Here is a 12,997-nt window from a genome sequence, read left to right as displayed (position 1 = left end):
CGTTATCGCGATGCCGGATCAACATGATCGACGATGCGGTAGATAAGGGAGAAGAGCGGGCCGCTCGTCCCGAACGATCCAACCTCTGGGACGCGGGCGCGGGCCTCGTCCTGCAGCAAACGGTGGTGCTCTTAGTCGACCTCGTTGAATCGGTGCGCCTGATGCGGGAGCGCGAGGCCTTCACCGTTCGTCGTTGGGCAGACTTCGTCCGAATGGCTACCTCCGAAATATTGCCGCGGCATCACGGCACGCTTGTGAAAAGCTTGGGTGACGGTTTGTTGGCGCGTTTCGCGACAGTGCCGGACGCAGTCAACGCCGCCGCCGAGATGCACCGCGCAGTTACCGCGCAAAACACCGGCCTAGCGGAAAATCAGCATTTTCACCTTCGCGCCGGCGTTAACGCCGCGATGGCGTGGAGCGATGGTATCGATATCTACGGGACGGGTGTGAACCTTGCGGCCCGACTGGCGACATTGGCCGGCCCTGGAGAGACGATTGCGAGTGCCTCAGCGCACGAACAACTTGCGACTGCCCTGGCCAGTCTCGCGAGACCTGGCGAGACCATCGGCAGTGCCGCGGCGCGCGACGAGCTGACACATGGGGTTGATGCGTCCTGCGAAGACCTCGGCGATTGCATCCTCAAGCACTTTGACAAGCCGGTTCGGGCATTTAGGGTCGGTCCGGCAGGTCCGCATCCAAATATCACCGCGCGCCGCGACTATCGGAGTGCCATGCAGCCCAGTATCGCCGTGGTACCCTTCTCCGCGAGGACCGACGCCCCTGGGTTTTTTGATGTCGGCAACCTGATCGCCGATAGCGTGATTTGGCGGCTGTCAAAGTCTGCTAACCTGAAGGTGATTTCGCGTTTGTCGACCGCGGTGTTTCGCGGCCGCGCCAGCGATGTCAGCCAGGTCTCAGCTCATCTCGGTGCTGCCTATGTTCTTAGTGGCGCCTATGTCGCTGATGCAGGCAAGCTCATGGTATCTGCTGAGCTCTCTTCGGCGCGCGACAACCAGGTATTGTGGACCGACCGGCTGAGCGGCGACATCGGGGATCTGCTAATGCCCGAAAGCGAATTCGCTAACCGCATCGCCCAGGCGGTGCACTTCGCCGTGTTCGACGCTGAAGTCGAACATATCCTAACCCAACCCCTGCCGACGCTCGAGAGCTATTCGCTCCTGCTTGGTGGCATCAAGTTGATGCACCGCTCAAGCAAGGACGAATTTCTACAAACACGCAAGATCCTTGACGAGCTGATCAATCGCCACGCCCGAATCGCGGCCCCCCGCGCTTGGCTCGGCAATTGGTACATCCTGCGAGTAACGCGCGGTTGGTCCGAGGACCGCACGCGTGAGGCTTCCGAAGCCTTGAGCACCACCCACGCCGCTCTCGACCGCGATCCGTCGGACGCACTCGCGCTGGCGACTGAAGGTTTTGTCTATTGTCATTTGTTGAAAGACCTGGACACCGCGTTGAAGCGTTGCAACCAGGCCGTGGAAACCAACCCGAGCCATGCCCTCGGTTGGCTTTATCTTGGCACCGTCAACGCGTTCAAGGGCGACGGGCAAGCCGCAGCAGAAGCGACGCGGCGCGCGATGGAGCTCTCTCCACTCGATCCGCAGCGCTACTATTTCGAGTCCCTTAGCGCAACGGCAGCGCTTTCCGCGCATCAATATGAAAGTGCCGAAAGGCTTGCACGGTCATCGCTTGCGCTCAATCGCATGCACCTCTCGACGTGGCGAGCCCTGACCATCGCCCTGGTCTCGCAGGGGCGATTGGACGAGGCACGCGAAACACTCGCCATGGTGCTACAGCTCGAGCCGACGTTGACAGTGGAGAGATATCTTGCACGCATACCCAACGCGCAGCTGGAAACCGGCCGGCATTGGGCACGCTGCCTCGCGATTGCGGGCTTGCCGGCCGGAAGCAGCAGCTCGAACCGGCACTGATGGTGGAGGAATAGGTCGCACGCCCGCGTAGGGGACCCGGAGTGGACGAGGACTGAGCGGCCGGAATGGGAGACGATCAGATGCAGCGGAGCCCGACTTCCGCCACCGGTCAAGCTGCGACCTCGCGGGAAGGGCAGCTGTTGGCGCAAACCGGACATTCCGCCAGACTGTAAGTCTCAGGGGCCACAGCGGTCCTGAGCCATGGCGAATGTCTGGTCTTCGGGGTCGGCATCGGTTTTTCCGGCACCTATGGAATGCGAAGCCACCGCGCTGGCCGGCAAGCGGAGCGTCTGGTAGCGGCGTAAGCGCGCGTCAGACCCGTCCGTTGACCGGCAGCAGCGCGCCGGTGACGGCACTGGCGGCATCGCTTGCCAGGAAAAGGATAACATCGGCGAGTTCCCTCGGCGCGACCCATTTGGCGGGATCGGCCTTCGGCATGCTGGCGCGGTTTGCCGCGGTATCGATGATCGAGGGCAGCACCGCGTTCACTGTGATCTTGCCTTTCAACTCGGCAGCAAGTGACTCCGCCAGCTTGTGCACGCCCGCCTTCGACGCCGCATAAGGACCCATGCCGGAGCCGGCCTGCAGTGCGCCCATCGCGCCGATATTGACGATGCGGGCCGCGCGCGAATTGAGAAGATGCGGGATCGCGGCGCGGGTAGCGTTCAGCGCCGTCTCGACATTGAGAGCGTACATGCGCTGCCAGGCTTTGGCATCGCCGTCGGCAATGGTCTCGAAGGTAAACCCGCCGGCAATATTGATCAGCGCATCGATTGCGCCGAAATGCGCCGCCGCGGCATCGATCGCCTTTTTCGCCTGGGCGGCGTCGGTCAAGTCAACGCCGCCGAGTTCGATCCGCTCGGTTGCCGCGAACTGCGGCGTCGCATGATCGATGCCCGCGACGCGCGCGCCCCGCGAATGTGCTTCCGCGGCGACCACCTTGCCAAGCGCGCCCAGCGCGCCGGTGATGACAACGACTTTACCCTTCATGATGGTCTCCGCGCGAATGAGAATGAATCCAGGCCGCAGCGTTATGGTTAGGAGGATCGAGCGACCGCGTCACGTCTTCCACTTGATCATCGTCTGCAGGACGCTCATTGGGCGGCCGGCGTAGGGCGGCTGAAATAGCATTTGAATCGGCGAGAGAGGGCCCTGGTAGAAGACCGGGCGCAATTTTGAAAAAGTGTTGAACCCCTCGCGCGCGTGGTAATGGCCCATGCCGCTCGCCCCGACTCCACCGAATGGCAGGTCGTGCTGGCCGACGTGCAGGAGAGCTTCATTGACCGATACGCCACCCGACATGACCCGCGAGATGTAGAAGTCGCGCAGCTCGGCATTGTGAGTGAATGGATAGATTGCCAACGGGCGGTCGTGACTATTGATATAGTCGGCGACCTCCCGCCGATCTGCATACGTCTTGATCGGCAAGATCGGGCCAAAGATCTCGCGCTGCATGACAATCATGTCTTCCGTCGGATTTAGCACGAGATGCGGTGCAAATTTGCGACGCTTCGCGTCCGGAATCTGCTGTTCCGCAAGATTGACCAGGACCGCGCCCTTTGTACGGGCATCCTCCAGCGTCGCCTGCAGCCGCGTGAAAGACCGTTCGTCGATGATCGACGTGTAGTCCTGCCCATTGATGTCCGGGAAGCGGTCGGCAAACAGTTTGCGGCAATGGCGGACGAACTCGTCCTCACTTCCTTTGGGAAGAAACATGTAGTCGACATTCGTACAGATCTGACCGGCATTGAACATCTTCACCCAGAGAATGCGCTCCGCCGCTGTTTTGACCGAGAAGTCAGGCCCAACAATCGCAGGTGCCTTGCCGCCCAGTTCCAGCGTGACAGGCGTGAGGTTGCGGGCCGCGTTGGCCATGACCGAGCGCCCGGTGGCACCGGATCCCGTGAAAAGCAGATGGTCGAAGGGCAATGACGAGAATCCCGGACCTCGTCCGCCCCCATCGTCGAAAAAGGCAAGCTTCTCTCTCGGAAAATACTTTGGGGAAATGCGCATCAGAACCTGGGCGAGCGCTTTTGAATTTTCCGACATCTTGACCATCGCTCGATTGCCGGCCGCCAGGATCGCTGCGAGCGGGCAAAAGCTGAGATTGAGCGGAAAATTCCAGGGAACGATGACCCCGACAACGCCGAGCGGCTGCGGGATGACACGATTTCGCGCGAGCGGATAGGTCATGAAGTCGACGCGTCTGCGCTGCGGCTTCATCCACTTCTTCAAATTTTTGGCGGAGTCGGCGATTGTTTCGAGGACAACGAAGTATTCGGCAAACAGGGTCTCGAATTCGGACCGGTTGCCGTAGTCAGCGTTTATCGCTGCGACCAGCTCATCCTTGTTGTCTTTCAGGAGCTGCGCCAGCGCTTTCAAGTCGGCCATGCGCTGATCGTGGGATGGCTCCGGCGCCGCCAGATAAGCCGCACGCTGCTTGTCAAAGCAGGACTGAAATTCAGTGGGAATGTCGATCGAACGGGAATTGAAAGGCACGTTCATGATGTTCCCTTTCGTTTGGTTTTTCGCGTTTCGAGGGCGAGCGCGTGACCTTATCAATGCCGAGTTAGTGCATGCTTGCGTTCGCATGAACGGGGCCGGGCCTTTCATCCATGATCCGCTTGATAGCGTGAGTACAGCGGCCGCACTGGGCGCAGCATCCGAGGCAGGCATACACCTCGCTCATACGGGGCCGTCGCTCCTCTTTTGCGACCACTGACCGCACCTGATGGTCGCTGAACACATTGCAAGAACAGACGATCATCGCCCAGTCTCCTGTTTAGCTTCGGTTCGTAGGTCGGCTTCGGTGAAGCCATAGCCGCCGGAGCGCAGCGCCGAATGCTCGCGCTTGGAGTGGACCAGCGGGTAGAACATCTGCGTCGTCCAGCGCTCCGGGCCAAACAGGATGTCGTCCTGCAGGCCGACCTTGGCCGGATATTTGCGTGTGATATGCGCGGTGCCGAACAGCACGTCCCAGAAGAATAGCAGGTTGCCGAAGTTGCCCTTGTAGTGGCCGATGCCATCCGCGTTGGTGAGCGCGTGGTGCGCCTGGTGCGTGGCCGGTGTGGAGATGGTGCGCTCCAGCACCCACATCAGCGGATGTAGCACGCGGATGCGGTACAGCGGCGCGTCCCACGCCCAGGCGCAGTGCGCGCCCAGGATGACCGCCAGCTTGACCACCAGATACGCCGCGTAGACCGGGCCGAAACCAAGGTAGACCGCAACGCCGCTGATCCACAGGCCCGGCATCATCAGGTAGTAGAAGAAGTTGTTGCGGAAGGTAATGCGCACGCTCATATAGGCCGCGCTGTGATGCGCCCGGTGCAGCGGCCATAGCAGCGGCGAGTGCGAGGCGCGGTGCCAGAGGTACTGCGTGAGGTCATCGCCGATCAGCAGCAGGCCGGCCATGGCCCACCACGGCAGGTCGGCCCAGGCATTGTGCTGCGCGGGCATCAGCCAGTTGCACAGCGCGTTGCTGCCCAGCAGTGCGATCGGCTGGGTGATGGCGAGCAGGCTGACGAACATCAGCACCTCGAGCCACGTGTCGTTGGCTGTCGCGTTTTCTTGCACGGTGGTTTGATACCGCCGGCTGACAAACTCCATGGCGGCAAAGCCCAGGATGAGGGTGCCGATCAGGACGTATTGCAGTTGCGAGCTCACGTTAGGCGTCTCCTATCGCTCTGATGTTTTTCTCTTGAGCGCGACTTTAGGATTGCCCTCATAATGCGTCCAATGCATAGTTTTCATTGTCTTGATGCATGGCATGCAACACAATGGATTTGCGCCGCCTGAACCACGTCGTCGCCCTTGCCGACACTCTGCACTTCGCCCGCGCCGCCGAAGCCGTCCACCTGAGTCAGCCCGCCTTCAGCCGCAGCATCCAGGCTATCGAGAGCGACTTGCGTATCCGCCTCTTCGACCGCGACGTCGGTGATGTCCGTCCCACCCCGGCCGGCGAATTCGTCATCGAGCGGGCGCGCAAGCTGCTGTTCGAGGCACGTTGTCTACAGCGCGACGTGGATCTTTACCGTGGTAGCCAGCTCGGCGACGCGGCCTTCGGTGTAGGGCCGCTGTTGACGGCCACCCTGATGCCGCGCGCGCTTGTGGCGCTGCGCCGACAGCACCCGCAATTGGCACTGCGCATGGAGGTCGGCAACTCAATGCAGTTGCTGGAGAGCCTGCGTACCGAGAACATCGAGTTCTTCGCCGCCGATGTGAGCGACATGCCCAGGGAGGCCGCGCTGGACATCCAGCAGATCGGGGGACAACCGGGTAACCTGTATGTGCGGGCAGGCCATCCGCTGGCTGGGCGCGAGCACACGCTGCGGGAAGTCTGGGCGTACGGTCTTGCGGTACCTAAGCTGCTGAGCCCCTCAACGGTCGAACTGGCCGCTTTGCTGGGCCTGCCTGAGGGCCAGGATGCCATCATTGCGCTCGAGTGCGACAACTACGGCATGCTCAAGACTGTCGCGCTCACCACCGATACCGTTCTGGGCGCGACGGACGCGGCGGTGCGAGAGGAACTGGAGTCCGGCGCGCTCGTTCGGCTTGTCGTGCAGGGCTGGCTGTCGCCGCCGTCGAGCACCGGCATCGTGCGCTTACGAGGGAGAACCTCGTCGCCGGCAGCCAACGCAGCCATTGCCGCGATTGTGCGGGCCGCCGGCGAGATCAACGTGTAAACGCCTTACATCACTCGACGCATGGTCCGGTGCGGAATACCGACCTCTTGAAGCGGTCAAATAAGCAACGGTGCTTGGAGCCAGCAAACTTCCGGTTTGGGTCACAAGCGCCGTTTGACCAGCGATCGGGCGCTGCCGGTTTACCGCCAGCTCCGGACATCTCGTTGCTGCGCCCTTACTGAGTTGCTGCGCCCTTACTGAAGCGATGGGCTAGAAGGAGACATTCGGCGGTGCGAACGACCTACGAGGCAAATTCAGTGCGTGGTGCGCGCCGCCAAAGAGGGGCTCAATCCGTGGGCTGCGGGCCGTCGTAGCCTTCGATCACGATGATATCGATGTCCACGGCGCCCGCGCGCAGTGCCCTCGCCTTGGTGTATTCAGGTGAGCGGTAGCAGGCGAGCGCGGTTTCGTAGTCCTTGAACTCGATCACGATGTTGCGGTCGCGCGCCTTGCCCTCCACCGCCTCGAAGGTGCCGCCCCGCACCAAGAATTTCGCGTGGTATTTGCGGAGCACCGCCGCGAGGGCGGGGCCGTAGGCTTTGGTATATTCGGGTTTGATCACATCGATGCGCCCGATCCAATACCCGTTCGGCATGTTGTCCTCCACATCTTTGCATTCTCAAATCAAGAGGGGCCGCTGGGAGTTAAATTGCTCTGCGGTGCATGGTTGCGTCGGGTTGACCTCTGGCGGGCGCGAAGCGGACACCGGGACGCCTCTTTTGCGCAACAGTGGTTTAGGCGTACGCGCAACCAGCCAGATTTTAGATCGCCACTTCAATCACATACGCGTTCGCAGTTTTGGTCTGACCGGCGCGCCATTTCCGCTTCGCTTGCGACGCCGCCAGTCAATGGCGGCCCTTGCTGCTCTTTCTCTGGCTTACGGGATCCTTGCCGCGACGTTGGGCCGGTTCTGCCTGAGCCAGGCGATGGCCTCGGGTCCATCGACGACGCATTCGAAGGTTTCCCAGGTCGGGTCCTCCAGGGATTCCGATTGCAGTCGCTTCACCGCATATTCGACGAGGTCGTGCAAGCCTTCGTATCCTCGTCGATGCTCGAGCGACTCTGCAATCGCCGCGCTGGTCCATCCTCGTTGGGCCAAATCGATGATGCTCGGAGCATCGGCCTCGCTGAACCACGGCGTGGCATCGAACTCGATGCAGCGGACATTGTCAGCGGTATGGCAAGTGGCGTGGATCATTGGCTTCCTCCGTCCTGCGCGAGTATTGCACGTCTGGCATCGCTGCCTCGCACGCGCTCAGGCTTTGACCAGGTCCCCCAGCAGGTTCGCCGCCACCATCAGCTTGGCGAGCGTCAGGCCGCCGGCGGCAATCTCCTCGACCGTACGGCGGATGCGCGCCGCCTCGGGATGAGCTGCAAGCCAGGTCTCCGCAGCCTGCTGACCGGATTGGCCGATGGTCAGCATGTCCGCGGCCAGGCGTCTTTCGGCAGCCGCGATCAGGTCGACAGCGCGGTCGATGGCGAGGCGCTCGAAATGATCGCTGGCCGGCACGCTGCGCGCAGCGGCGATGATGCGGTCGAGACGGAAATTGGCCTCGGCGGCAAAGAACGTCGCGGCGGCATCACCGATGCTGCGGCCGGTGCGCTCGGCGACCGTCACGATATCAGGGGCCGAGACCAGGGCGTCGAGGTCGGCCAGGTCGCCGGCCAGTCCGGTCGGGACGCCGGCATCGATCAGGTCCTGCCGGCGCTTGCTGCGCGCGGCCTGCAAGTCCGGTGGCAGGGCGCTGTCGAGCGAGGCTGCGACCTCGCGGACGGCAGGGCCAAACCGGGCGATCACTGCACTGAGACCGTCCTTGAAATCGACATTGCGCACATACCAGACCATGCGGGAGAGCAGGAGATCCTGGATCGCCGCGTAGAGGCCGAGCTGCAACTGTCCGTCGATGAGGGTGTCGAGCGCGTCGATTCCGTCATTGAGCCGCCTGAGCTCGTAGATCGCGTCCACCGCCACCTGGGCCATGACGATGGTCGAGATATTGGCGTCGGTTTCGTCGGTCAGGCGTACGATGCAGGCGGGGCCCCCGCGGTTGATCACGGCGTTGACGAGACTGGTCGCGATGATCTCGCGTCGGAGGCGATGGAGCTCGACCGCGGCCGGGAATTTGTCGACAATCTCGCGCGGAAAATACAGGGACAGTCTGCGGGCGAGATAAGGATCATCAGGCACGCCGGTTTCGAGCAGGTCACTGTAGAGCGTCAGCTTGGCGTAGGCGAGCAGCACCGCAAGCTCGGGCCGTGTCAAGGCTTGGCCGCGTCGCGTGCGCTCGGCGATCGCGGCGTCGTCAGGCAGGAATTCGACGGCGCGGCTGAGCAGGCCGCGCTGCTCGAGCGACTGCATCAGGCGCATGAGGAAGCCGGTCTCGGCCATGCCCTTGCGTTCGGCGAGCGAGAGCGCCAGCGTCTGCAGATAGTTGTTGCGCAGGACCAGCGCACCGACTTCACCGGTCATCGCGGCAAGCAGGGTGTTGCGGTCAGCCGGGCTGAGGCGTCCCTCGCGCTCTGGGCGCGCCAATGCGATCTTGATGTTGACCTCGAGGTCGGACGTGTTCACGCCGGCCGAATTGTCGATCGCGTCGGTGTTGAGCTTGACGCCCTTCTGCGCCGCTTCGATGCGCCCGCGCTGGGTGACGCCGAGATTGGCGCCTTCGCCGATCACCCTGGCGCGAACGTCGGTCCCGGTGATGCGGATCGGATCGTTGGCGCGGTCGCCGGCCTGATCGTCGCTTTCCGAGGAGGAGCGGATATAGGTGCCGATGCCGCCGAACCACAGCAGGTCCGTGCGCGCTTTCAGGATCGCGGTCATCACCTCGAAGGGCGTGGCCTGGTCCTTGTCGAGATCGAGCAGGGCGCGTACCTCCGGCGAGAGCGGGATCGCCTTGAGCACGCGCGAGAACACGCCGCCGCCCTGCGAGATCAGCGATTTGTCGTAGTCCTGCCAGCTCGATCGCGGCAGGTCGAACAGGCGCTTGCGCTCGGTGAAGCTGGTTGTTGGGTCGGGGGAGGGATCGATGAAGATGTCGCGGTGATCGAACGCCGCAACGAGCTTCGTGGCCGGCGAGAGCAGCATGCCGTTGCCGAAGACGTCGCCGGACATGTCGCCGACGCCGACCACGGTGAAAGGCATGGTCTGAATGTCGGTGCCGAGCTCGCGGAAGTGGCGCTTGACCGCCTCCCAGGCGCCGCGCGCCGTGATCCCCATCTTCTTGTGGTCGTAGCCCTGGCTGCCGCCGGATGCGAAGGCATCGCCGAGCCAATGGTTCTTCTCGGCCGAGATCGCGTTGGCGACGTCGGAGAAGGTGGCGGTGCCCTTGTCGGCGGCGACGACCAGATAGGGGTCGTCGCCGTCATTTCGCACGGTCAAGTCGGGCGGCACCACGATGTCGCCGTCGAGATTGTCGGTGAGTTCGAGCAGCGAGCGCACGAAGATGCGATAGGCTTCGGTGCCCTCCGCGAGCCACGCCTCGCGATCGGAGGGCGGCGGCAGTCGCTTGGGCACGAAGCCGCCCTTGGCGCCGACCGGCACGATCACGGCGTTCTTGACCTGCTGCGCTTTCACGAGGCCGAGGATCTCGGTGCGGAAATCCTGCGGTCGATCGGACCAGCGCAAGCCACCGCGCGCGACCTTGCCGAAGCGCAGGTGAATGCCTTCGACACGCGGTGAATAGACGAAAATTTCGTAGAGCGGTCGCGGCGCCGGCAAATCGTCGATCCGGCGCGCGTCGAACTTGAACGAGATGACCGGGCGCGGATGTCCGTCCGGGCCGACCTGCCACAGATTGGTGCGGATGGTCGACTGCACCAGATTGGTGAAACGGCGCAGAATGCGGTCTTCATCGAGCGAGGCGACGGATTTGAGCTGCTCCTCGATCTCGGCAAGGAGAGTCATCTCGCGCGCCGAACGTTCCCGATCGGTCAGGACGAGGCGCGGATCGCGGCGGGCCTGGAATAGCGCGACGAGGTTGGCCGTGATCGCGGCGTTCTTGCGCAAGGTCTCCCACATATAGTCCTGGGTGAATGGTGCGCGGATCTGGTGCAAATAGCGCGACAGCGCCCGGATGGTCGAGATTTCGCGCCAGCCCAGGGCCGTGCGCAGGATCAAGGCATTGTACCCGTCGGATTCGGCGCGATCGGTGATCACCGCCATCATCGAGGCCTCCAGGCGATGGCTGAAGTCCCGGCTGATCTCGATCGGCTGGCCGTCGCTGGTCTCGATCGTCATGTCGTGCAGCCAGACCGGCTCGGGCCTGTTGCCGGGCACGATCTGATAGGTGCGTTCGTTGACCACGCGCAGGCCGTGATTTTCGATCACCGGCACGCGGTAGGACAGCGACAGCGGTGCGGCATCCGAAAACACCCTGAGGCCGAAGCGTCTGGGATCATCCTCCGCGAAGCGGTGAACCGAAATCGTCACCGGGCGGGCTGGCGTGAGCTTCTCGATGGTGGCGATATCGGCGACCGCCTGTTCTGCCGTGGAAGCCTCGGTATAGCCGCCGCTGAAGGCCTGGGCGTAGCGATTTGCGAGCATGCGCGCCCGCATGCCATCGGTCGACGCAGCCAGCGCGGCCTTCAACTTGTCGGCCCAGGTCGCGGCAATGGCGCTGATCCCGGCTTCCAGAGTGGCGCGCTCGACGGCGGGAGTCTTACCTCCATAGCGTCCGATGATGTAGTGGACGCGCGCCAATGCTCCTTCGGGGAAGGACACGTAGGAGGCCGACAGCGTCCCCTTGTAGCTCTGCGCCAGGAAGGCGCCGACGCGCATGCGCACGTCGGTGTCGTATTTGTCGCGCGGAATGAAAACGAGGATGGAAACGAAGCGATCGAACCTGTCGACCCGCGCCAGCGCCCGGACGCGGGGGCGCTCGTAGAGGATCAGGATCTCCATGACGAAGTCGAAGAGGGCATCGACGTCGATCTGGAATAGTTCGTCGCGCGGATATTCCTCGAGAATATGCTGGAGAGCCTTGCCGGAATGGCTGTTCGGGTCGAAGCCGGCGCGCTGGAGCACCCGCGATACCTTGTGGCGAACATAGGGGATCTGTCGTGCCGAGCGCGTATAGGCACCCGAGGTGAACAGGCCGACCACTCGCAATTCACCCTCGAGCCGGCCGTCGGGCGTATAGAGCTTGATGCCGACATAATCCATCCGGATGCGGCGATGGACGCGGCTGCTCACATTGGCCTTGATGACGATGAGCAGGGTCGGCTCGCGCATGAACTCGCGAATCTCCGGCGTCATCACCACCATTTCGCTGCCGCGGCGCAGGACCTTCACATCGGGATCGCGGAGGATGCCGAGGCCCTCGGCGGTCGTGATGTCGTCCGACGCATCGCGGCCGGGCGAGAAGCGATATTCGCGCACGCCGAGAAAGGTGAAATTGTCAGCGCACAGCCATTGCAGGAACTGGTTGGCCTCGGCGACCTCGTCGATCGGCAGTGGCGGCGGACTGGACGAGAACGTCTTGACCGCGCCCTCGACGCGGTCGCGCATGGCGCGCCAGTCCGCGACGCAGGCACGCACGTCGCTCAATGTCCTCGTGAGGCCGTCAATCAGCCTCTCGCGGTCCGCGTCGGCGTCGAGGCGGGTGATGTGGAGGTGAATCAGGCTCTCGCGCGCGCCCTTTGCCCCTTCCGGCAGTGCCTCGCCGTAGAAGCGCAGGAGCCTGCCCTGGTCATCGCGCTCCACCGCGATGATGGGGTGAGCGACGAGGCTGACTTCGATGCCCTGCTCGGTGAGCTCCGCCATGGTGGAATCGAACAGGAAAGGCATGTTGTCGTTGAGGATTTCGAGTACGGAGATCTCGCGCCCGTCCGGCATCAGCGGATTGAGGACGCGGATATCGGCACGGCCCGCCGTGCGCCGCTGCACATGCTCCCAGGCCTGCTCCGCCAGGAAGGCAAGCGAGGAGGCATCGTGACTGGCGAGATCCTCGACATTGGTGAAGGCGAACAGGAGCTCGGCAAAGCTTTGGGGAGCCTTGCCCGGCTGCACGCTTCCTGCTGCCTCGCGGATCAGAGTTGCCCGGGCCTTGTCGTCACGCCATGCCATAGCGTCCTCCATTTCCCGGCCGACGAGCCGCAATGACGGTCGGGCATTGTTCTTGGAGCGCGCCTCTTCGAGCGCATCTTCTTGACCGCGTTTCAATCGCCTCGGCGAATCTCCGGTCTTGCGGCCTCGACGATATTAGCATTCCGCAGCCGTCATGGCGCGGGAGTTGTGAGGCGCGCGTTCGGGGAGGAAGATCGGTGCCGACGACCATCGTCATTTGGTGCTCTGCAAAATGACGAGGAATTTCAAGTGTATATGAGTTCGCCTTTTTATTCTGAATGGCGCGCCATTTCAGTCCA

The 12,997-nt window shown here is 62.9% G+C and carries 9 protein-coding genes; 2 read left to right on the top strand and 7 right to left on the bottom strand.

Annotated elements, in window-relative coordinates:
* The first annotated feature begins 23 nt into the window (after positions 1-23).
* A complete protein-coding gene (locus ACNJYB_RS36905; protein WP_439371533.1) occupies positions 24-1,949 on the top strand; it encodes an adenylate/guanylate cyclase domain-containing protein in 1,926 nt (641 codons plus the stop codon).
* 312 nt (positions 1,950-2,261) lie between these two features.
* Here the strand turns inward: ACNJYB_RS36905 and fabG are convergent, their stop codons facing one another.
* The 4 genes from fabG to ACNJYB_RS36885 all read right to left on the bottom strand — a co-directional run bounded on the left by fabG (position 2,262) and on the right by ACNJYB_RS36885 (position 5,612).
* The gene (gene fabG, locus ACNJYB_RS36900; RefSeq protein ID WP_439371532.1) at positions 2,262-2,939 is read right to left on the bottom strand and encodes a 3-oxoacyl-ACP reductase FabG; all 678 of its coding nucleotides are present in this window, start codon (positions 2,937-2,939) and stop codon (positions 2,262-2,264) included.
* A gap of 69 nt (positions 2,940-3,008) precedes the next feature.
* Positions 3,009-4,454 carry a coniferyl aldehyde dehydrogenase gene (locus ACNJYB_RS36895; protein ID WP_439371531.1) on the bottom strand — a complete coding sequence of 482 codons (1,446 nt, stop codon included), beginning with the start codon at positions 4,452-4,454 and terminating at the stop codon, positions 3,009-3,011.
* 64 nt (positions 4,455-4,518) lie between these two features.
* Positions 4,519-4,716, bottom strand: a complete 198-nt coding sequence (locus tag ACNJYB_RS36890; RefSeq protein ID WP_439371530.1) for a (2Fe-2S)-binding protein — start codon at positions 4,714-4,716, stop codon at positions 4,519-4,521.
* Positions 4,713-5,612: a sterol desaturase family protein gene (locus tag ACNJYB_RS36885; protein WP_439371529.1), complete on the bottom strand. Its 900-nt coding sequence runs from the start codon at positions 5,610-5,612 to the stop codon at positions 4,713-4,715. The genes ACNJYB_RS36890 and ACNJYB_RS36885 overlap by 4 nt, the downstream gene beginning before the upstream one ends.
* A gap of 113 nt (positions 5,613-5,725) precedes the next feature.
* Here ACNJYB_RS36885 and ACNJYB_RS36880 point away from each other — a divergent pair, with 113 nt between their 5' ends.
* Complete coding sequence (locus tag ACNJYB_RS36880) at positions 5,726-6,631, top strand: LysR family transcriptional regulator (RefSeq protein ID WP_439371528.1); 906 nt, start codon at positions 5,726-5,728, stop codon at positions 6,629-6,631.
* Between the two features lie 286 nt (positions 6,632-6,917).
* Here the strand turns inward: ACNJYB_RS36880 and ACNJYB_RS36875 are convergent, their stop codons facing one another.
* The 3 genes from ACNJYB_RS36875 to ACNJYB_RS36865 form a co-directional block, all read right to left on the bottom strand.
* A complete protein-coding gene (locus tag ACNJYB_RS36875; protein ID WP_439371527.1) occupies positions 6,918-7,226 on the bottom strand; it encodes a DUF1330 domain-containing protein in 309 nt (102 codons plus the stop codon).
* A 282-nt stretch (positions 7,227-7,508) separates the two neighbouring features.
* On the bottom strand, positions 7,509-7,829 hold the full coding sequence (locus tag ACNJYB_RS36870; protein WP_439371526.1) for a hypothetical protein: 321 nt from the start codon (positions 7,827-7,829) through the stop codon (positions 7,509-7,511).
* Positions 7,830-7,886: 57 nt separating this feature from the next.
* Complete coding sequence (locus tag ACNJYB_RS36865) at positions 7,887-12,710, bottom strand: NAD-glutamate dehydrogenase (RefSeq protein WP_439375739.1); 4,824 nt, start codon at positions 12,708-12,710, stop codon at positions 7,887-7,889.
* Positions 12,711-12,997: the final 287 nt, after the last annotated feature.

The sequence above is a fragment of the Bradyrhizobium sp. SMVTL-02 genome (assembly GCF_051853005.1).
In the GTDB taxonomy this organism is placed as follows: Bacteria; Pseudomonadota; Alphaproteobacteria; order Rhizobiales; family Xanthobacteraceae; genus Bradyrhizobium.
Note: the sequence above shows the minus strand (reverse complement) of the source record. Positions and strands in the feature narration are given on the sequence as shown.

Bases quoted from the DNA above. Each gene is read 5' to 3' on its own strand.
- ACNJYB_RS36905 (WP_439371533.1), top strand. From the start codon at position 24: ATGATCGACGATGCGGTAGATAAGGGAGAAGAGCGGGCCGCTCGTCCC.
- fabG (WP_439371532.1), bottom strand. From the start codon at position 2,939: ATGAAGGGTAAAGTCGTTGTCATCACCGGCGCGCTGGGCGCGCTTGGC.
- ACNJYB_RS36895 (WP_439371531.1), bottom strand. From the start codon at position 4,454: ATGAACGTGCCTTTCAATTCCCGTTCGATCGACATTCCCACTGAATTT.
- ACNJYB_RS36890 (WP_439371530.1), bottom strand. From the start codon at position 4,716: ATGATCGTCTGTTCTTGCAATGTGTTCAGCGACCATCAGGTGCGGTCA.
- ACNJYB_RS36880 (WP_439371528.1), top strand. From the start codon at position 5,726: ATGGATTTGCGCCGCCTGAACCACGTCGTCGCCCTTGCCGACACTCTG.
- ACNJYB_RS36875 (WP_439371527.1), bottom strand. From the start codon at position 7,226: ATGCCGAACGGGTATTGGATCGGGCGCATCGATGTGATCAAACCCGAA.
- ACNJYB_RS36870 (WP_439371526.1), bottom strand. From the start codon at position 7,829: ATGATCCACGCCACTTGCCATACCGCTGACAATGTCCGCTGCATCGAG.
- ACNJYB_RS36865 (WP_439375739.1), bottom strand. From the start codon at position 12,710: ATGGAGGACGCTATGGCATGGCGTGACGACAAGGCCCGGGCAACTCTG.